The organism is Devosia sp. Soil_C_22, assembly GCF_057657195.1.
Window position 1 is genome coordinate 2370559 of sequence record NZ_JBDGIY010000001.1, and the last position, 19500, is coordinate 2390058.

The 19500-nt window shown below is 66.1% G+C and carries 22 protein-coding genes and 1 other RNA gene; 4 read left to right on the forward strand and 19 right to left on the reverse strand.

Annotated elements, in window-relative coordinates; translation table 11 throughout:
• Window position 1 precedes the first annotated feature (1 nt).
• The 9 genes from AC3A6I_RS11485 to AC3A6I_RS11525 all read right to left on the reverse strand — a co-directional run bounded on the left by AC3A6I_RS11485 (window position 2) and on the right by AC3A6I_RS11525 (window position 8728).
• Window positions 2-1444: a UDP-N-acetylmuramoyl-L-alanyl-D-glutamate--2,6-diaminopimelate ligase gene (locus AC3A6I_RS11485; RefSeq protein WP_487543832.1), complete on the reverse strand. Its 1443-nt coding sequence runs from the start codon at window positions 1442-1444 to the stop codon at window positions 2-4.
• A gap of 22 nt (window positions 1445-1466) precedes the next feature.
• Window positions 1467-3203 (reverse strand): peptidoglycan D,D-transpeptidase FtsI family protein, encoded by a 1737-nt coding sequence (locus AC3A6I_RS11490; protein WP_487543833.1) that lies wholly within the window; start codon window positions 3201-3203, stop codon window positions 1467-1469.
• Complete coding sequence (gene ftsL / locus AC3A6I_RS11495; protein ID WP_487543834.1) at window positions 3203-3577, reverse strand: cell division protein FtsL; 375 nt, start codon at window positions 3575-3577, stop codon at window positions 3203-3205. Before ftsL ends, AC3A6I_RS11490 begins: the two co-directional genes overlap by 1 nt.
• Complete coding sequence (rsmH, locus tag AC3A6I_RS11500; protein ID WP_487543835.1) at window positions 3574-4560, reverse strand: 16S rRNA (cytosine(1402)-N(4))-methyltransferase RsmH; 987 nt, start codon at window positions 4558-4560, stop codon at window positions 3574-3576. Before rsmH ends, ftsL begins: the two co-directional genes overlap by 4 nt.
• Window positions 4561-4771: 211 nt before the next feature.
• Window positions 4772-5170: RNase P RNA component class A (gene rnpB, locus AC3A6I_RS11505), an RNA gene on the reverse strand.
• A gap of 49 nt (window positions 5171-5219) precedes the next feature.
• Window positions 5220-5918, reverse strand: coding sequence for a TerB family tellurite resistance protein (locus AC3A6I_RS11510; RefSeq protein ID WP_487543836.1), 699 nt, complete (start codon window positions 5916-5918; stop codon window positions 5220-5222).
• 124 nt (window positions 5919-6042) lie between these two features.
• A complete protein-coding gene (locus AC3A6I_RS11515) occupies window positions 6043-6729 on the reverse strand; it encodes a hypothetical protein (RefSeq protein WP_487543837.1) in 687 nt (228 codons plus the stop codon).
• 140 nt (window positions 6730-6869) lie between these two features.
• A complete protein-coding gene (gene metF, locus AC3A6I_RS11520; protein WP_487543839.1) occupies window positions 6870-7769 on the reverse strand; it encodes a methylenetetrahydrofolate reductase [NAD(P)H] in 900 nt (299 codons plus the stop codon).
• Window positions 7766-8728, reverse strand: coding sequence for a metalloregulator ArsR/SmtB family transcription factor (locus AC3A6I_RS11525; protein WP_487543840.1), 963 nt, complete (start codon window positions 8726-8728; stop codon window positions 7766-7768). Before AC3A6I_RS11525 ends, metF begins: the two co-directional genes overlap by 4 nt.
• Window positions 8729-8959: 231 nt before the next feature.
• Here AC3A6I_RS11525 and AC3A6I_RS11530 point away from each other — a divergent pair, with 231 nt between their 5' ends.
• Both AC3A6I_RS11530 and AC3A6I_RS11535 read left to right on the forward strand, forming a co-directional pair.
• Window positions 8960-9304: an ArsR/SmtB family transcription factor gene (locus AC3A6I_RS11530; RefSeq protein ID WP_487543841.1), complete on the forward strand. Its 345-nt coding sequence runs from the start codon at window positions 8960-8962 to the stop codon at window positions 9302-9304.
• Window positions 9301-9780 (forward strand): SRPBCC family protein, encoded by a 480-nt coding sequence (locus AC3A6I_RS11535; protein ID WP_487543842.1) that lies wholly within the window; start codon window positions 9301-9303, stop codon window positions 9778-9780. Before AC3A6I_RS11530 ends, AC3A6I_RS11535 begins: the two co-directional genes overlap by 4 nt.
• Before the next feature lie 4 nt (window positions 9781-9784).
• On the opposite strand, the gene AC3A6I_RS11540 is transcribed toward AC3A6I_RS11535, so the two are convergent.
• The 7 genes from AC3A6I_RS11540 to AC3A6I_RS11570 all read right to left on the reverse strand — a co-directional run bounded on the left by AC3A6I_RS11540 (window position 9785) and on the right by AC3A6I_RS11570 (window position 14146).
• Entirely contained in the window at window positions 9785-11371 is a 1587-nt protein-coding gene (locus tag AC3A6I_RS11540) for a copper resistance CopC/CopD family protein (RefSeq protein WP_487543843.1), read from the reverse strand.
• Window positions 11372-11422: 51 nt separating this feature from the next.
• A complete protein-coding gene (locus AC3A6I_RS11545) occupies window positions 11423-11944 on the reverse strand; it encodes a YcnI family copper-binding membrane protein (RefSeq protein ID WP_487543844.1) in 522 nt (173 codons plus the stop codon).
• 54 nt (window positions 11945-11998) lie between these two features.
• On the reverse strand, window positions 11999-12391 hold the full coding sequence (locus tag AC3A6I_RS11550; protein ID WP_487543845.1) for a hypothetical protein: 393 nt from the start codon (window positions 12389-12391) through the stop codon (window positions 11999-12001).
• Window positions 12392-12463: 72 nt separating this feature from the next.
• The gene (locus tag AC3A6I_RS11555) at window positions 12464-12748 is read right to left on the reverse strand and encodes a putative quinol monooxygenase (RefSeq protein ID WP_487543846.1); all 285 of its coding nucleotides are present in this window, start codon (window positions 12746-12748) and stop codon (window positions 12464-12466) included.
• Window positions 12745-13161 carry a nuclear transport factor 2 family protein gene (locus AC3A6I_RS11560; protein ID WP_487543847.1) on the reverse strand — a complete coding sequence of 139 codons (417 nt, stop codon included), beginning with the start codon at window positions 13159-13161 and terminating at the stop codon, window positions 12745-12747. The genes AC3A6I_RS11555 and AC3A6I_RS11560 overlap by 4 nt, the downstream gene beginning before the upstream one ends.
• A 63-nt stretch (window positions 13162-13224) precedes the next feature.
• Window positions 13225-13890: a hypothetical protein gene (locus tag AC3A6I_RS11565; protein WP_487543848.1), complete on the reverse strand. Its 666-nt coding sequence runs from the start codon at window positions 13888-13890 to the stop codon at window positions 13225-13227.
• A gap of 13 nt (window positions 13891-13903) precedes the next feature.
• On the reverse strand, window positions 13904-14146 hold the full coding sequence (locus tag AC3A6I_RS11570; protein ID WP_487543849.1) for a DUF1127 domain-containing protein: 243 nt from the start codon (window positions 14144-14146) through the stop codon (window positions 13904-13906).
• 122 nt (window positions 14147-14268) lie between these two features.
• On the opposite strand from AC3A6I_RS11570, the gene AC3A6I_RS11575 reads away from it, so the two are divergent.
• Complete coding sequence (locus AC3A6I_RS11575) at window positions 14269-14826, forward strand: TetR/AcrR family transcriptional regulator (RefSeq protein WP_487543850.1); 558 nt, start codon at window positions 14269-14271, stop codon at window positions 14824-14826.
• A 2-nt stretch (window positions 14827-14828) separates the two neighbouring features.
• On the opposite strand, the gene AC3A6I_RS11580 is transcribed toward AC3A6I_RS11575, so the two are convergent.
• A complete protein-coding gene (locus tag AC3A6I_RS11580) occupies window positions 14829-15173 on the reverse strand; it encodes a YciI family protein (protein WP_487543851.1) in 345 nt (114 codons plus the stop codon).
• 160 nt (window positions 15174-15333) lie between these two features.
• Between AC3A6I_RS11580 and AC3A6I_RS11585 the strand changes: the two genes are divergently transcribed.
• The gene (locus AC3A6I_RS11585) at window positions 15334-15768 is read left to right on the forward strand and encodes a VOC family protein (protein ID WP_487543852.1); all 435 of its coding nucleotides are present in this window, start codon (window positions 15334-15336) and stop codon (window positions 15766-15768) included.
• A gap of 65 nt (window positions 15769-15833) precedes the next feature.
• Here the strand turns inward: AC3A6I_RS11585 and AC3A6I_RS11590 are convergent, their stop codons facing one another.
• Complete coding sequence (locus AC3A6I_RS11590) at window positions 15834-16964, reverse strand: DUF2336 domain-containing protein (protein ID WP_487543853.1); 1131 nt, start codon at window positions 16962-16964, stop codon at window positions 15834-15836.
• 314 nt (window positions 16965-17278) lie between these two features.
• Window positions 17279-19447 (reverse strand): catalase/peroxidase HPI, encoded by a 2169-nt coding sequence (gene katG, locus AC3A6I_RS11595; RefSeq protein ID WP_487543854.1) that lies wholly within the window; start codon window positions 19445-19447, stop codon window positions 17279-17281.
• Between the last annotated feature and the right edge of the window lie 53 nt (window positions 19448-19500).

Consider the following 19500-nt stretch of genomic DNA (forward strand, 5'->3'; position numbering starts at 1 on the left):
GCTATAGTCCTTTCAACGTCTCCAGCACCACCTCGTGGTCCGAGAAGTGGTGCTTGGTGGTGCCGATGATCTGATAGTCCTCGTGACCCTTGCCGGCAATGAGCAGCACGTCGCCGGGCTCGAGTTCACCGATGGCGGTCTCGATGGCGAGGCGCCGATCCCCGATCTCACGGGCGCCATCGGCGGCGAGGAGGATCTGCTTGCGGATCGTCGCAGCGTCTTCGGTGCGCGGATTGTCGTCGGTGACGAGCACATCGTCGGCCAGCCGTCTCGCCGCCTCGCCCATCATCGGGCGCTTGCCCTGGTCGCGATCGCCGCCGGCGCCGAACACCACCTTGAGCCTGTTGCTGGCATAGGGGCGGAGCGACTCGAGCGCTGTCTCGAGCGCCACGGGCTTGTGGGCATAATCCACGAAGATCGCCGCGCCGTTATGCTCGGCGACAAGCTCCAACCGGCCCCTGGCACCCTTGAGATGCGCCAGCGCCGCCACGGCCTTGTCCGGTTGCGCGCCCGTTGCGATGGCCAGCGCCAGCGCCACTGCTGCGTTACTGACCTGGAACGCGCCGGTGAGCGGCAGGAAGAAGCTGACCGGCTCGCCGACCATGCGGACGGTGACGCGCTGGCCATAGCCTTCGTTGCGGATATCGGTGAGTTCGAGGAAGGCGCCCTCGCGCCCCACCGTCATCAACGTAGCGCCACGGTCGAGCGCGGCGAACAGGAACGGCATGTGCTCGGGATCATCGACATTGATCACCGCGGCGCCACCATCGGCGAGCAATTCCCTGAACAGCCGAAGCTTGGCCTCGCGGTAGGTTTCCATGTCGAGGTGATAGTCGAGATGGTCGCGGCTGAGGTTCGAGAACGCCACCGCGTTGAAGCGGATGCCGTCGACCCGGCGCTGGTCCAGCCCCTGACTCGAGGCCTCCATCGCTACATGGCCGATACCGCGCGCCTTGAGCGCGCCGAGGTCGCGATGCAGCGACAACGGATCGGAAGTGGTGAGCTCGCGCGGCTCGATGCCGGCCTTGGTCTCGACGCCGACGGTGCCAAGGCTGGCGCCCTCGATGCCGCAGGCGGTCCAGATCTGGCGCACGAAGGAGACGATCGAGGATTTGCCGTTGGTACCGGTGACCGCGACATTGACCTCGGGCTGCGGCGCGAACTGGCGCGCGGCGGCGCGGGCATAAGCGGCCCGCACATCGTCGACCAGTACGACCGGCACGCCGGGAGCGATCGCAGGGACGCGGTCGGTGATCATCACGGTGGCGCCACGCCCCACCGCCTGCGCGGCAAAGCCGTCGCCATGCACGCGTGTACCCGGCAGGGCGAAGAAGGCCTCGCCCGCGCCAATAGCCCGGCTGTCGGCATTGATGCCTTCGACGGTGAGCGAGGGCACGTTGCCGGCGCCCGTTCCTTTGAGCAGTTCGTCTAGCGCGAAAGGCACGCCTGTGATTTCTCGGTCGGCTTCAGCGAAGCTCAGGTGGGACAAGATTCTGGTCCAGTATTTCGCTGAAGTCTGGCGCGATTCCAAGCATTGGCGCGACCCGTTGAATGACCCGTCCCGTAATTTCGCCCGCATTATAGCCCGCGGTGTTCTGGCTCGACATCAAACCGGCCTCGGCCTTGGGCTCATCGACGATGATCACCATGGCGTAGCGTGGATTGTCGAGCGGGAAGGCCGAGGCGAAGGCGTTGAAGTTGACGGCGGACGAGTAGGCCCCATTCACCACCTTCTCGGCCGTGCCGGTTTTGCCACCGACCCGATAGCCGTTGGCGAGCTTGTTCATGCGCGTGGCGGAGCCGCCGGTGTCGATGGCGTTGAGGCGCATCAGGTAGCGGATCTGGGCGCTCGTCGCTGGCGAGATCACCGGGACGTAGGTCTTGCGCGCCTCTTCCTCGCTGCGCTTGTAGAGGGTCGGCACCACCATGTTGCCATCGTTGACGAAGGCCGCCATAGCGCGAAGCATGTGCAGCGGCGATACCGACAGGCCGTGACCAAAGCTGGAGGTCGCAGCGACGATCTCGGAGAACTTGTCCGGCACCTTCGGCTTCCGCATCTCGGGCAGTTCGAACGGCACGGGCTGGTCCATGCCGATCCGGCCGAGGAAGTCACGGAACGCATCCTTGCCCAATTGCTGCATGATCTTGATCGTGCCGATATTGGACGAGTATTTATAGACTTCGGGCACAGCCAGGATGCGGTGCTTGCCGTGGAAATCGTCGATGGTGAAGCGGCCGAACCGCACGCCGAAGCGCGCATCGAACTGGTCGGTGATGCGGACCCGGCCACTGTCGAGCGCGCCGGCCATGGTCACGGTCTTGAAGGTCGAGCCGAGCTCGTAGATGCCCGAGGTGATGCGATTGAAGCGGAAGCTCTTCTTGCCCTGGAAGTCCTGGAACAGCGTCGCAGGAATGTTCGGGTCGTAGTCCGGCAGCGACACCAATGCGATAATCTCGCCGGTCCTGACGTCGATCATGGCGCCCGCCGCGGCCACCGCCTGGTAGCGCGTGAAGGCGTCCTGCAGCTCGGCATACATGGCGTGCTGGACACGCAGGTCTACCGACAGGCTCACCGGCGTCATGTCGGCATCGCGCGCCAGGCCCGTGGCCTGCAGCACCGCGAGGCTGTCGTCGTCCATGTGCTTTTCGATGCCCATGGTACCCTGGTTGTCGATATTGACGCCCCCCAGGATGTGCGAGGCCTCCTTGCCCGACGGATAGAAGCGCTTGCTCTCGGTGACGAAATCGAGCCCGGGAATGCCCAACTGGAAGATGCGCTCCTCAATGGCGGGGGTCAGTTCTCGCTTGACCCACACGAAGCCCTTGTCGCCGGTGAGGCGGTTGCGCAGCCACTCCTCGTCGAGGTCAGGCAGCACGGTCCGGAGTTTCTGCACCGCCTCCTCGACGTCGATGATGCGGCGCGGCTCGGCGAACAGCGACGGCACCCGGATATCGACCGCCATCTCCAGCCCGTTGCGGTCGAGGATTGGCGGGCGGCTGGCCGTGATGACATCACGGGCCACCCCCTCGATGGTCGAGTCGGTGACAGTGGCGCCCAGTTGCACGAGGCGGCCGCCGACCACGGCGAACACCAGCATCAGCGCCGCGATCACCCAGCGGATGCGTGCCTTGGTGAGATTGCCACGCGCCTTGCGCCCGCCATCGAGCGAAATGCTGTCGGCACCGGCTGTCATGATCGCCATCAGTTGGCCTCGATCAGTTGGCCGATCGGGTCGATACCCTGATCGAGTGCGTTGAGGAGATCGTCGAGCGCCGCGGTATCGGGCGCGGCCGGGCGCATGGGCAGGTCGCCGATGCTGCCGATCTGCTTCTGGTTCGTGGTCACCAGCCCCATCGCTTCCTGGTGACGCGCGACGATCGGCGCCACGTGTGCGGGCTGGTTGAGATAGGACCAGTCGGCCTGTAGCAGGCTGAGCTCACCGGCCTGCCGATCGAGCTTGCGCTCGAGCGCCACCTTTTCGGCCGCGATGTCCTCGACCGAGTACTTGAGACCGTAGACGCCGACCAGCACCACGAGGCTGGAACAGACCAGCACCACATTGAGAATCTTGATCATGCCGCCCCTCGCCAGGTGGGAACGCCGAGGCCTGCCAGCGATACCGCGCGGGCCGCAGCCGCCGTGCGAAGCCCGGACCGCAGCGTTGCCGAACGCGAGCGTGGGTTGCGCGCGAGTTCGGCAGCTGACGCCTTGATCGCCTTGCCGGCGCGGCCCCAGCGCAGCGCCTCCTCGCTGACCTGAGGCAGGTGGCGCGACTGCGCTGGGCCGCCCTTCTGCGGATCGAAGAAGCGCTTCACGATGCGATCCTCCAGCGAATGGAAGGTGACGACCGCGAGTCGCCCGCCCTCGCCGAGCAGCCGCTCGGAGGCAAACAACCCCTCGACCAGTTGCTCGAACTCGCCGTTCACCGCGATGCGCAGAGCCTGAAAGCTGCGGGTCGCCGGATGGGCGTCGCCGGGCTTGCGGCCGATGGCCTTCTCGATCAGCCGGGCCAGCTGCGTCGTCGTGGTGATCGGGGCCGCGGCACGCGCAGCGACGATGGAATGAGCAATACGACGCGACTTGCGCTCCTCGCCAAAGGCGAACAGCAGGTTGGCGAGCGTCGTCTCGTCGAGATCGTTGACGAGGTCGGCGGCGCTCTCCCCTTCTGACGACATGCGCATGTCGAGCGGCCCTTCCTGCATGAAGGAGAAGCCGCGCTCGGCCTGATCGAGCTGCATGGAGGAGACGCCGATATCGAGTACGACGCCATCGACAGGCCCGCCGGCAAGCTCATCCAGTTCGGAAAAAGTCCCCGGCACGAAGCTGAATTGACTCGGGAAATCGGCGCTCAACCGCGCGGCATGAGGCAGCACGGACGGGTCGCGGTCGACCGCGACCACGGATGCGCCGGCTTCGAGCAGTGCACGGGAATACCCCCCGGCCCCGAAGGTGCCATCGAGGATGCGCGCACCATCGAGCGGGGCCAGCGCCTCGAGCACCTCGGCCAGGAGCACCGGCACATGCGGCACCTGACCGTCGCTGCCTCTCGGCTCACTCATCTTCCGCCCGAAACTCCACTCCGGCCAAGCCGGCACGCGCAAAACTCCCCGAAGGGGATGGCCGCACTTTGGCGGGCCGAGATTAAGATTCTGTTGAGGTTACGGCACGTTCACCACGAGCGAGCCGACCTGGTGGACAGTCTCCACGCCGGTGTACGCCGCCGGCTCCAGAACGGGCCGAGGGGGCGGGCTTTCGCCCACCCCCTCGATATCCATCAGTTGGCCTGTAAGCCGGGTTCTGTAGGGCCAGCTTGCGCTGACGTGGCGGCCATTCATCTTGAGCCGGCATTGCTGCCGGCTTCATGCACTCAACCCGGACGACCGGCCTCGAAATCGGCTGGAGCTTGCGCTCCGCGTCGTCCCTATTTGAGCTTGCTCCCGGTGGGGTTTGCCGTGCCGTTCCTGTTGCCAGGCCCGCGGTGCGCTCTTACCGCACCCTTTCATCCTTACCGGCCGGTCTACCGAAGCAGACTTGGGCAGGCGGTTTGCTTTCTGTGGCACTTTCCCTGGGGTCGCCCCCGGCGGCCGTTAGCCGTCACCGTATTTCGATGGAGCCCGGACTTTCCTCCCCGCGTGCTGGAGCGCACGGAGCGGCCACCCGGTCAACTGACGGGCGCATATGGGGGAGCATCAGGCAGCGCGTCAAGCGGCCGAGCCGCTTACGCCGCCGCCTTCATGATCTGGTTGTAGGCATTGTTGATCGCCGCCATGCGCCCGGTGGCGACATCGATCAGCTCTTCCGGCACGCCCTTGGCGATCAGCCGGTCAGGGTGATGCTCGGCCACCAGCAGGCGGTAGACGCGCTTCACCTCGGCCCTGTCGGCCGTCGGCGCGAGGCCGAGCACGGTGTAGGGATCGACGCCCCGCTCGAACAGCACGTGCTGCGCCGTCAGTTGCTCGAACCGCGCATCGTCGAAGCCGAAGATATCGCTGACATTCTTGAGATATTCGAGCTCGGCGTCGTGGATCATGCCGTCGGCCGAGGCGATGTAGAACAGCCCGTCGAGTACGTGCTCGAGCGTATCCGGGCTGTCGATGAAGAAGCGCCGGATCTTCTTGGCATAGGATTCGTAGCCGGCCACATCCTGCTGGGCGAGCTTGAACAGCCGGTCGACCTGCTCCTCGATGCCGGGCGAAATCTCGACGGTGCGCTGGAAGGCGCGCAGCTCGGACGCCGTCACCACGCCGTCCGACACCGCCATCTTGGCCGAGAGCGCGATCAGCGCCAGCGTGAAGGCGGCATCGCGCCCGCCGGGCAACCAGTTATCGGGGTCGAGCGCATTCACCAGCGAGCCGACGAGACCCGTCCGCTGGCTCGGAGACCCGAGGAATGCGCCCAGACGCTGCCAGACCGACATGTGCTTCTCCGAACGGGGCGAACAATATCGGGCAAGCGCGAAATTCATAGACTTGAGACATGCGGCCGATTGCACCTGTCACCCCCTGACAGTGCGGCCGCCCGGAAGCGGCCGATATTGTTGCTTAGAACAGCCAGAATTCATCGAGCCTGCGCCGCTGCTCCGGCTGCTCGACATAGACTTCCCGCTCCGCCTGCGGCTGACTGCCCGACATCAGGCCCTTGCGCTCGAGATAGTCGGCGAGCGAGCCCGAATCCCACTCTTCCAGCTGGTCGCCGGTGACGACCTCGTTGTCGCTGAGCGGGAAGCGGTCGACGGCAGCAGCCGGCTGCTCCTCGACGATGAGCGGCGGCGCCTCCTGGCGCGGCAGGGTGGCGACGGTCGTAGTTTCAGGCCGGGCGCTGCGCGGCAGCGGGACCGGCGGAGTTTTCTCGACCGGAGCGGCGGTGGCGACCTGCGTCGGCGTCGTCACGGGCTGGACGGGCTTGACCGTCACCGGAGCCGGCGTGGTCTTCACTTCGTCGGCATCGGAGATGTAGGACGGCAGTTTCTTGCCGGATTTCAGGAAGTTATCGACCGGAGCGCTCTCGCCCGTGCTGGCCGTCTGCACCGGATCGGTGCCCACGGCGGGCTTGGCAACGGGTAGCTTGAGGCCCGGTTTGCCGGCGGTTTCGGCAGTGGTAACAGCGGCGCTGGCGGTCGCGCTGGAGGCGCCCTGCTGGCCGAAAAGGATGTCAGCCGCGGGTACGGCGAGGATGACGATCAGACCGGCCCAAGCCAGTCCGCCCTTCACCTTGGCATCGAGTTTCATTGTCTGCTGTCCTTCAAAAGTGGCCCCGTCCACCCTCACGGGAATCCTACGCGACTTAGTGGCCATGTTGTGGCCACCGGCTTGCCCCGAGGGTGAACGTTACCTGAACGGACATGAATGCGCGCTGAACGCTTTTGCTTTCAATCCGGCCGGTAACCGAGCAGCCGAGCCAGCGCCAGGACGAGGTTGGAGCGGTTCAGCGTGTAGAAGTGGAACTCCGTAATCCCATTATCGACCAGTTCCAACACCTGCTCGGCGGCTACCGCCGATGCAACCAGTGCATGGGTCTCCGGGTCCTCCTCGAGCCCCTCGAAGCGATCGGCGACCCAGCCCGGGATCGACGCACCGCAGCGGGCTGCGAAACCCGAGATCTGCTTGAACGAGTGGATCGGCTGGATGCCCGGCACGATCGGCGCAGTGATGCCGGCCGCCCGGGCACGCTCGATGAAGCGGAGATAGTCGTCATTATCGAAGAACATCTGGGTAATGGCGCGGGTCGCCCCGGCATCGAGCTTGCGCTTTAGGTTGTCGATATCGGCGTCCCAGCCCGGGCTCTGCGGATGCTTTTCCGGATAGGCGGCGACCGAGATGTCGAAATCGCCGATCTTGCGGATGCCGGCGACGAGCTCGGCGGCATTCCTGTAGCCCTCCGGATGCGGGGTGAACGGCTTGCCCACGCCCTCCGGCGGATCGCCGCGCAGCGCCACGATGCGGCTGATGCCGGCTTCCTTGTAGCCACGCACCACCGCGTCGACTTCATCGCGCGTCGCCGACACGCAGGTGAGGTGGGCTGCCGCATCGACACCGGTCTGTGCCTTCACTTCCTTGACCATGCGCAGGGTGCGCTCGCGCGTCGAGCCGCCAGCGCCGTAAGTCACCGAGACGAAGCGTGGATGCAGCGGGGCGAGCTTGTGGATCGACTCCCAGAAGCGCTCCTCCATCACGTCCGTTTTGGGCGGGAAGAACTCGAACGAGACAAGGAAATCGGGCCGCGCGTCCGGGCTCATGCGGCTCGGGCGATCGGTATAGTCGGTGCTCATTTGGGTCGATCCGTCTCGTCGGTGAGGCGCCAGAGGCAGACTGTCAGGCCTTCGGCGGTGTTGGTGGGTGGAAAGCTTTCGAACGAGGCAACGCCGAGGTCGGCGGCGCGCGCCCAGGCGGCCATCTGCACCTCGCCGATGCCGAGCCGGCGATGCGCGTGATGGCTGCGCAGGAACTCGAGTCCGTGCGGGGCGAAATCGACGATCAGCAGCTCGCCGCCCGGCTTCAGCGCGCGGCGCGCCTGCAGCAGCACGCGGCCGGGATCGTCGAAATAATGCAGCACCTGGTGGATGATGATGAGGTCGGCCTTGAGCGCACCGCTGTCGAGGTCGGAGATGTCGCCGAGCCGCACCTGCGCGTGGCCCACGGCGCTCGCAGCCAGCTTGGCGCGCGCCACCGCGAGCATTTCGCGGCTCGCATCGATGCCGATACCACGACGATAGTGACCCGACAGCAGCTCCAGCATGCGGCCGGTGCCGGTGCCGAGATCGATAAGCGTATCGACGCTGCGGCCGGCCACGGCCTTGAGGATCGCGGCTTCCACCGCTTCCTCGGGCACGTGCAGCGAGCGCAGCAGGTCCCAGCTGTCGGCGACCTTGGCGAAATACGAGGCGGCCTGCTCGGCCTGCGCCAGACGGACGGCCTCGAGGCGCTTGCGATCGCGCAGCCGGTCCGGATCCTCGGGCGAGAGCCGGCCGATGAGCCAGCGGGCCAGATCACCCCCTGCCCCGGCATCGGCGAGGCAGTAATAGGCCCAGGCGCCCTCGGCATTGCGATGCACGAGCCCGGCATCGGCGAGCAGCTTCAGGTGCCGCGATACGCGCGGCTGGCTCTGGCCGAGAATCTCGGTGAGGTCCTTGACCGACTGCTCGCCATCGGCCAGCAATGCAAGCAGCCGCAGCCGGGTGGTTTCCCCCGCCGCGCGCAGTACGCCAACCAGATCGGCCGTATCGCTCATCGGTCCTCGCATCAGATATAAAGATATCTTTATATCTCGCGAGCCGTGAGGTCTAGTGCCTGCTCAGCGGCGCGCGAAATGGCGCGCGCCGGCAAGGCAGCCGATCACCCCGACCGTGACCAGCAGCATCAGCGGCGTCACCGCCTCGTGCAGTGGTGTCGTCACGTTGGGTAAGCCAGCGACACATCACCTAGCTCTTGCGCTTAGTATCTAAGATTGATACTTAGCCTTATGGCTCAGCAATTTTCACAGCTCGATTCCGTCTTCCAGGCCCTCGCCGATCCGACCCGGCGCGCCGTGATCACGCGCCTGGGCGTGGGTTCAGCCAGCATCAGCACGCTGGCCGAGCCGTTCGACATGGCCCTGCCCTCGTTCATGAAGCACATCCATGCGCTCGAGGAAGCCGGGCTGATCCACACCAGAAAGGATGGCCGGGTGCGCACCGCCAGCATCGACAGGGACCGGCTGCAGCTGGTTTCGGGCTGGCTCGACGAGCAGCGCGCGCTCTGGGAAGAGCGCACCGACCGGCTCGAGCACTTCGTCATCCGCGCACTCGACAAGGACCGAGAAAAATGAGCCGTACCATCGACAAGAACCTCGACCTCGAGTTGAACCGCATCATCAAGGCGCCACGCAGCGCCGTGTGGTCGGCATGGACGACGCCCGCAGCGTTCGAGCAATGGTGGATCCCTGCCCCGGCCCTGTGCCGTGTCGCGGCGATGGAGCTACGGCCGGGCGGCGCGCTGATCACCGAAATCGACGAGAGTGGCACCGGCTTCACCCCGCACCTATCGGCCTGCTACCTCGCCATCGAGCCTGACCGGCAGCTGGTGTTCACCAACGCGCTAACCGGCGGCTGGCGCCCCGCCGAGCAGCCCTTCATCACCGCCGTGATCTCGCTGACCGACCATCCCGAGGGCACGGCGTACCACGCCCACGTGATGCACAAATCCGACGCCGACCGTGCCATGCACGAGCAGCTTGGCTTCCACGACGGCTGGGGCACCGTGGCCACCCAACTGGCACAGTTCGTCGAACGGCAGGTGCAGTAGCCCTCTAGGGCAGCTCGAACTCCGTCGACAGCCGGACGAGGCTGAACCGCGTCTTGCGGATATTGAGCTCGAGCTGCCAGCGGCCGGCAAGCGGCAGCTGCACGCCGCTGACCTGCCAGTCCACCCCGTTGGCGGCGGCCTCGGCCTTGAAGGGTTCGATGCCGAGTGAGGGTGACGAGATCGTCACGGTGATCGCCTCGGCCACCAGTGGGTTGCCGTCGTGGTCGGAGAGCGAGATATCGAGCGACACCTGTCCGGCCTGGCCGGGATCGAGCGTGACCATCGCCATGTCCTCGTCCCCCATCAGGTGCAGCAGCAGCGGCGCGGTGGCAGTGATCGTCGCCGCCTCGGCGAGCGCTCGTGGCGGCGGCGTGAACCGCCATCCGGCGACGAGCCCGAGGATCAGCAGGACGAGCACGATCTCCGCCCGCACGGACAGCATGAGCCGCCGTGGTGCTCCCGGGGCACCGGCCAGTACTGGCTTGGTCAGCCAGCCGCGGTTCCACACGGCGAGCCCGAGCAGCGCCACGAGCAGGCCAAGCTTGGTCGCAAGGATGAGGCCATAGGGCGCGAGCCATTGCGGACCGGGTGCGCCCATTTGCACCACGGCCAGCGCCGCACCCGAGATCAGGATGGGCGCGACGGCCAGCGGGATGATGCTGGAGAAATCGGCGAGCGCCCGATCGGCTTCCGGTGTGCGCTCGCGCAGGTGCACGAAGAGCGGCACCAGCGCGCCGACCCAGAAGACAAGACCGCTGACGTGCAGGAACACCATGGGCCGGGTCAGCAATTGCGGCTCGGCCGCCCCGGCATGCCCGCTCAGCGACAAAGCCAGCCCGGCCAGCGGCCAGGCGAGCCACGCGACCACGCCGAAGCGGGGGCGTAACAGGGCCAGCAACGCCAGCGCCAGCGCCGCCGCGGCGATGAGGACCGTCGGGCCGTAGCTGGTGGCCAGCGCCGTGGTCCATGGCGGACCACTCAAAATAGCGCCAAGCCCAAGACCAAGCGCATCGAGGCCGTGGAGACCCAGGCTCGCGGGTGCGGCGATGAGGCCGACAAGCGTCAACGTGATGGCCGCTCGGCGCGCACCAAGCGGTTGCGTGGCGATGAGGCCGAAGACCGCGCCGCCGAGGCCGAAGAGCAGGCCGATGAACAACGCAAGCTTGCTAGCCCAGAGCGCCACGGAGACGACCGCGTCCGCGGCAGGCACCGTGATGGTGCCATCGCCCGACACGGCGCCGACCGAGAAGATCAGCGAGCCGCCGATCGGATGCGCATCGACCGAGATCACCCGCCAGCTCAGCACATGCGTGCCCTGCCCCAGCCCCTCCGGCAGCGTGACGGTCAGCGTCTCGCCGCTGGTGGTCTGCCCGAGCAGGTCCTGATGCGTTCCGTCCGGCGCAATGAGCGTCACGACCAGCGCGGTGACCGGCTCGCTGAACATCAGCTGCGCCATTTCCGGCGCCTCGGCGACCACCACGTTCGGTGCCGGCGAGCTCGACAGCAGCTGCGCGTGCGCCATGGCGGCGGTCGCCGAGGCGAGCAGCAGCGCGACGGCCATCACCACGGTGCGGATCAATCCGCTCGGCATGCCATTCTCCATCGGAAAGGCGGGCGCGGGACTGACCGCGCCCGACCCGGATCAGTGACCAGCCGCGCCGGCAGGAACGAGTTCGAGGCTCGGCGCCGGCATCTCGGCATCATCGTCGCCGGTGACGTCGATCCAGGCCTCTTCGCCATTGGCGCATTCCTGCACCAGCGGGAAATAGAACCGCCCGGGCTCGAGCGAGCCGGCGAAGGTGCCGCGGAACACGAACTCGTCGTACCACTCGTTGGGCAGGTTGCCGTCCTTCCAGACGATCTCCTTCACGCCCTCGGTGAGCGGCGTGCCGTGATTGTCATAGGGTTGCGCGTAGGGCCCGGTGACGGTTTCCAGCGTCCAGCCGGCCTTGGGCATCGGCTTGACGGCAAAGAACCCCTCTGGGATCTGCACCCGGACGGTGTGGGTCGCCTCAGCGCCGCAGCCATGCGGAACGCGCAGCACGGCCTTGTAGGTCGAGCCGATCGCCGCCTGCGGCACCTCGAGAGTGACGTGGGCGAAGGCCGGAGCGGCAGAGGCGAAGGTAGCGACGGCCACGGCCGCGCAGGAAAGCATACGGATCATCATTGATCTCCAGTCGATTGAGGTCTGTGCGGCAGAAGACTGCCAGTCAGAATATCAGACCAAGGCTGGAGGGGCGCGGGGCTGCCCGAAATGATCCGGCGGGCTGGTCGACGCCGGCGTCGCGGGGAGCAGGTGCCGGATGGACTCGGCAACAACTGGCGCGGCAATGGTGATGGCTGGCGGCAGCAGCGCCGCAAACTCGTATTTGCCGATGCCCGCTGCTGGGCACTTGACCGCCGCCGGCTCGGGTTGGTCTCCGCCCTTGTCGGTCGGGACAAAATCCTCGCAGACGGACCAGGCACCGATGGTCTCGTAGCCCAGTGCGGCAAGGTCCCGCTGCAGCCCGGCGGCCTGGTGCATCGGCAGCAGCAGCGTGAGAACGTAGATGGCCAACACCGCAAACGCGGTGCCGACCTCCCGAACCATGCGGCGTGCTCTCGGATTCATCTTGCCCTCGCGAGGCAGGTACCGCGCCGGTGCCCACCGTGCAACCGCACAAGTGTCGCGGGTCGACGCAGGCTAGACCGGCGTTTCCGCCTTTTCCGTGCGGTAGAGGCTGACCTCGACGCGCACCGGCGCCATCCGTGGCCCCCGCGCGACCTTGCGCCAGGCCTTGAGCGCCGCTTCGTCGCGCCAGCGTTCGAACAGGTTGACCCGCCGCTCATCGACGGCATCGGCAGAGATCGCGAAGTCGAGGCAGCCATCCTGCTGCCGCGCGCGCTCGACCATTTTGGCAAAGCCCGCGACGGCGGCGTCGCGCTCGCTGACGTCCCTCGTCTCGGTGTGGCCGGCGATTATGATCATCGCGTTTCTCCCCTGTCATCATGCGGTCGCGGCTCCGCCTCGGGCAGTGGAGCGATCTGCCCTGGCACCTTGGCATAGGCCAGCGCCTCGACGATCTTCCCGTCGCGCACCTGCATCAGGCTCACGCCGCGGAGGGAATCGTTCTCCCCGAAGTGCAGGCGCCAGCGGATATTGGCGCGATTGTCCATCACCACGGTCTCTTCCACCTCGAACCGCGAAGTGGCATCGGCCGCCAGCGCACGCCAGAACTCGAAATTGGTCTCATATCCTTCGTAGCGCTCCCCGTCCGGAGCCGGCTGGATGGTTTCCATCACGCAGTCGGCGGCAATCAGGCCCTCGAGCAGCTGCGGATCGTGCTCCGCGAACGCCTGGTTGAACCGGCGGATGACCTCCGCTGTGTCGTTCGATTGCATTTCCGTCTCCTATCAAAAGATTTGATCCAGGAACCGATGGCCGCCGGCCTCGGAAACGCTGAGCTAGCCTTGGCCATCCAGCATGTAGTCCGCGACGCCGTAGCAGTGGCTCGCCTGATAGGCGTTCCGCCCCCGGTTCATGTGCGTCAGGTTGAATCTGCGAATGGCGCGCAACACGCCGGGAACCGAGAGGAATTTATCGATCGAGGCGGAGCCGCGCACATTGATGCCGAACATGTCCTCGCCGCGCGGGAAGAAGTAGCTGACGTCCTCCGGTGTCGTGACGCTTTGCTCCAGCAGGGTCTCGTCCACGTGGCCCTCCGCCTGTGAGCGGTCCGTGCTGAAATCGGAGAGATGCACGATGAATCGGGCGCGGACGCCGTCGCCGTCCGCGTAGATCGTGAACAGCTCCATCCAGCTCGCGTTGACGCGGACCAGCGGCTTGTCTGAGGTCGACGGCAGACACGATACCGACCAGTATTCTCGTTCCGTTCTGCGTGGCATGGGAATGCAGTTCTGGCTGTACAGCCTGAGGATGCTCAGGACTGCCTCGGCCTGCGGTCGGGCAAGCAGCTTCTGCAGCCGCGGCGCGTACTTGAACCGCTGTTCCACGGAATCCGACCGTTCATCGGCATCGGGCGGGGCCGACTTGCCCTCCATCCAGTTGCGCTGCTGCTCGATATCCAGGAACTGGCGCAGACCAGTGCTGTCGCGGAGCCTCTTGCTCATTTCTGTCCCTCGGTTACCGGATGTCCGGCCGACTATGGGGCTTTTCCCACATCGAGTTGTGCCGCAGGGGTATGTCGGAGGGCTCGACACCCATATCCACCAGCTGGCGCTCGCTCAACGCCGACAGCCGGGCCAGCGTCTGCCGACGGCAGTGCCAGCGCTTCACCGACATCAAGACGCCACGAAAGAGCCCGCCATGGAAGGCCTCTGCGCCGGAATGTCGGGCCGTCAACGCCTGGAGTTCGAGCACTGTCATTTCTTATCTCCGATCGTCGGTCTCCGATCTCAGCACACACTAATGAACAGATCGGTCTGTATGTTGTACTGTACAGACCTGTCTGTTATAGTCAAGTGGTGAAAACGGGAGGCTTTGGAACGATGAACACGCCGGCAGTCAGTCCCGCGCGCCAGCGCCTGCTCGCCACCGCAACCCGGCTATTTTACGCCGAGGGCATCCACGCCGTCGGCATCGACCGCATTATCGCCGAGGCCGGCGTCGCCAAGGCGACCTTTTACAACCACTTCCCGTCCAAGGATGACCTGGTGGTCGCCTATATCGGGGAACAGGATCGGATCGGCCGGGCTGCCGTCGCCGCGCTGCCGCCTGGGCCGCCGCGCCAGATGATTGCCGCCATCCTCGGCCGGATCAGCGACGCCGCGATCGGCGGCGGCTTCCGCGGCTGCCCGTTCCTAAATGCCGCCGCCGAATATCCCGACCCCAGAAGCCCGGTGCGACGGGCTGTCGATGCACGGCGGGCCTGGTACCACGACACCCTGCGTGACCTTTCGGCTGGCGCCGGAGACCCTGCCCCCGCGATAACCGCCTCGTTGCTCGTCGCACTGTCGGACGGCCTGCTCGAAATCGCCTATCTCGGCGATCCGGCGCAGGTCCCCGCGCTGGTCGAGGAAGCACTCACAAGGCTGCTGCCCCGCTGAACTCAGCCCTTGCCGAACGGGCGCACCTCGACCGGGACACGGCAGGCGATGGCGGCTTTGCGGCCCCATTCGAGCGCCGCCTCCATGTCGGGGAGCTCGAGCACCCAGAAGCCGCCGATATGCTCCTTGGTCTCGATGTATGGACCATCGGTAACCACGACCTGGCCATCGGGCCTGACGCGGATGGCGCGGGCATCGCTGACCGAGGTCAGCCCGCCGACGAACACGCGGATGCCGGCAGCGACCATTTCGCGGTTGAGCGCGCTGACATCGGCGCGCGTCGCCTCGCTCTCCGAGGACGGCTTGAAGTCATCGGGATGGTGGACGGCGACGAGATATTCGGTCATGGCAGATCCTCAAACGATGTGGCAGCGGACCCTGTTGCGCTGCCTTCACACCATAGCCGAACAGGCCGGCTGCAATTCGACACGGCATCGGGAAAGTCGCGCCCGGCTCGCGCAAGCGCAGGCAGTAGACCCCTGCCGGCGCGGCGCATAAAGTACCTGCATGGCAATCAAGCGGATGGACAACGTCGGAATCGTCGTCGACGACCTCGAGGAGGCCGTCGCCTTCTTTGGCGAGCTCGGCCTCGAGCTCGAAGGCCGGGCGACGATCGAAGGCGAATGGGCCGGGAAGGTCACCGGGCTGGGCGACCAGCATGTCGAAGTCGCCATGATGCGCACCCCGGACGGCCACAGCCGGCTGGAGATCTCGCGCTTCCTGCGGCCGGCCGTCGTCTCGGACCATCGCAGTGCCCCGGTCAACGCGCTGGGCTATCTGCGCGTCATGTTCGCTCTGGATGATCTCGACGCCACGCTGACGAGGCTCGGCCGACGCGCCCAGCTCGTCGGCGAAGTGGTCGACTACGAGGGCATCTACCGGCTCTGCTATATTCGCGGGCCCGGCGGACTGCTCATCGGACTGGCGCAGGAATTGCGCTGAGCGCACGAGAAAACGGCGACCCGGGGGTCGCCGCAGAGTTTCTCAGACAGGCTTTGGAGTCGTTGTCAGGCGGCGCCGGCCGCATCCTCGGTGGGCTGGCGGCGACGGAAGGCGTGGCTGCGCCACGTCTCGAATATCTCCGACGCTTCGTCCTGGCTCAGCGCCTCGAAGCGCTTGCGCACATTCTGCAGGTCCGGCTGGGTCGGCAGGTCGCGCCACGGCATCGAGGCGGCCATGGCCTCGAACAGGTCCGGTGCGATACCGAGCGCTCGCAGCGCCACGGTGATGGCGACGTAGTCCTGCATGGCCAGCCACTTCACGAAGACTTCCGGGCCGACACGCAGCAGGATGGTCAGCGCCGCAGCGGTGTGGTGGCCATAGCCGAAGCGGGCGAAGCGGATCAGCGCGCGCTCATCGAGCTGCTTGCGATCGGCGAGTGCCTTGACCTGGTTGTAGGCGACCTTCCACTCCTGGCTGGAGAAGCCGGCACGGTTGCGCATGCGGTTGTAGACCACGGCTTGCACCTTGCCGACGGTGACCGGATCGACCTGCGGATCGATCTGCACCATCGTCTCGCGCACCCGCTGGCCAACCTGCTCGATCTTGGTGCCGACTGCCGACCAATCGATATTGGGGCGGCCGCGCAGATCGGCGGCGATGGCGGCATCGGAGGCGGCGCGCTCGGCCAGCCGGCGCAGCGTCGTGGTGCCCAGTTCGGCGCCTTCGTTGCGCACGAGGCGCGTCACGGATTCGGTCTCGCCATGCTCGACGATCGCCTCGCCGACGCGCTCGGGCACCTGCTGGCGACCGGCGATGGCGACACGGTGCGCCTCGGACTGGTTCATGATGATGTCGATGAGGTCGTCGTCGCTGAGCACGTTGGAGAATTCGAGCAGCGGCTGCGCCACCTCGATCAGGTCGTTGGCGAGCTTGACCACGACATTGCCCGGCGCGCGGTCGAGTGGCGCCAGGAGCTTGGCCACGTGCGAGCGCGCCTCGGCTTCGACCAGTTCGGCCAGCTGGCACAGCACCTCGTCATACTGCGCGACCTGCTCATCGTCGCAGCGATCCGAAACATAGGAGTAGAGCTGGGCCATGTTGCGGAACAGCTGTTCGCGTTCCACGATATTGGAATCCCCGTTCAGCACTCTGAACGTCGAAAAGGCCCGCGTTGCGCCTTCTTCCATTTCACTCATCGTCACTTCCCTCCGGCTTCTGCCGACGCTGGAGGCGACATTGGGAGGACAGATCGGAGTGTCCGCTGAAGGTGAACGGGCGGGTTTGATTCAAATTTTACGAATTGGGCACGGAGCCCATCTCTCCCCTGGCGGGAGAGAAAGCGATTTCTTGGGTTTAGCGTTTGCTAAGTCCTAGAAATCGCAAGAGAGGGGGCGTGGGAGGTACGGTGCCCGCCACGCCCCCTCTCTGCTGCGACTAACTCGCTGCGCTCGTAAGTCTCGCTTCTCCCCCGCCAAGGGGGAGATGACGACTGCGGGCGCCGTGAACGACCTCAGGCGAGATCGAACCGGTCCGCGTTCATCACCTTCACCCACGCGGAAATGAAGTCCTTGGTGAACTTCCCAGCCGAGTCCGACTGCGCGTAAACCTCAGCCAGCGCGCGCAGCTGCGAGTGCGAGCCGAAGATCAGGTCCGTGCGAGTGCCGGTCCACTTGAGCGCACCGGACGCCCGGTCGCGACCCTCGTAGACGCCTTCCTCGCCGGCCTTGGGCGCCCAGACGGTGTCCATGGTGAGCAGGTTGAGGAAGAAGTCGTTGCTCAGCGTCCCCGGACGGTCGGTGAACACGCCGTGGTCGTTGACGCCGACCTTGAGCACGCGCAGGCCGCCAACGAGAACGGTCATTTCCGGACCCGTGAGCCGCAGCAGCGCGGCGCGGTCGATCAGTGCTTCCTCGGGCTCGAGGAAACGGCGAGGGCCGAGGTAGTTGCGGAAACCGTCGGTGCGCGGCTCAAGCGCGGCAAATGAGAGTGCGTCGGTCTGCTCCTGGCTGGCATCCATGCGGCCCGGCGTGAACGGCACGGTGACATCCTGCCCGGCGGCCTTCGCCGCCTGCTCGATGCCGACGCCGCCGGCCAGCACGATCAGGTCGGCCAGCGACACGCGCTTGCCGCCGGCCTGGAAATCGGCCTGCACGCCTTCGAGGACGGCGAGGACCTTCGCCAGCTGCGCCGGCTTGTTGACTTCCCAGTCCTTCTGCGGTGCGAGGCGGATGCGCGCCCCGTTTGCGCCGCCGCGTTTGTCCGATCCGCGGAAGGTCGAGGCCGAGGCCCACGCGGTGCCAACGAGCTCGGCAACGGTGAGGCCGGTGGCCGCGATCTTCTGCTTCAGCGTCGCGATGTCGGCGTCGTTGACCAGTGCGTGGTCGACGGCCGGGATCACGTCCTGCCAGATCAGGTCCTCGGCCGGCACTTCCGGGCCGAGATAGCGGACCTTGGGCCCCATATCGCGATGGGTGAGCTTGAACCAGGCGCGGGCAAAGGCGTCGGCGAACTGGTCCGGGTTCTCGAAGAAGCGGCGCGAGATCTTGCCGTACTCGGGGTCGAAGCGCAGCGACAGGTCGGTGGTCAGCATGGTCGGCCGGTGCTTACGGGTCGCATCGAACGCGTCCGGGATCACCTTGTCGTCGGTCTTGGCCACCCACTGCTTGGCGCCGGCCGGGCTGGTGGTCAGCTCCCACTCGTAGTTGAACAGGTTCTCGAAGAAGAAATTGCTCCACTTCACCGGCGTCTGCGTCCAGGTCACCTCGAGGCCGGAGGTGATAGCGTGCGCGCCATGGCCGGACTCATACTTGCTCTTCCAGCCCAGGCCCTGGTCCTCGAGGTCGGCGCCTTCCGGCTCGGCCGCGATCAGCGACGGATCACCCGCGCCATGGGTCTTGCCGAAGGTGTGGCCGCCGGCGATCAGCGCAACGGTTTCCTCGTCGTTCATCGCCATCCGGCTGAAGGTTTCGCGGATATCGCGCGCCGCCGCAACCGGATCCGGATTGCCGTTCGGGCCTTCCGGGTTGACGTAGATGAGGCCCATCTGCACCGCGCCGAGCGGCTCGCTCAACTGGCGCTCGCCCGAATAGCGCTCGTCGCCGAGCCAAGTGCCTTCCGGCCCCCAGAACAGCTCTTCAGGCTCCCACACGTCGGCGCGGCCACCCGCAAAGCCGAAAGTCTTGAAGCCCATCGATTCGAGCGCGACGTTGCCGGTGAGGACGAGCAGGTCGGCCCACGAGATGGCGTTGCCGTATTTCTGCTTGATCGGCCAGATCAGCCGGCGCGCCTTGTCGAGATTGGCGTTGTCCGGCCAGCTGTTGAGCGGGGCGAAACGCTGCTGCCCCTGCCCCGCGCCGCCGCGGCCATCGGTGATGCGATAGGTGCCGGCGCTATGCCAGGCCATGCGGATGAACAGCCCGCCGTAGTGGCCGAAATCAGCCGGCCACCAGTCCTTGGAGTCGGTCATGACCTTGACGAGGTCGGCCTTCACCGCGGCCAAATCGAGCTTCTTGAATTCCTCGGCGTAGTCGAAATCCGAGCCCATCGGGTCGGACAGGGAGGAATTGCGGTGAAGCATGGAAAGGTCGAGCTGCTTGGGCCACCAGTCACGATTCCTGCGCCCGGTGCTGCCATGCGGAACCGGGCATTTGCCCGCGCCACCATCACTGCCTGCGTCCATGTTCGTCTCCGTCTGTCTGTCGTTGGATAGTAGGCCGAGGTGACACGGCGGTG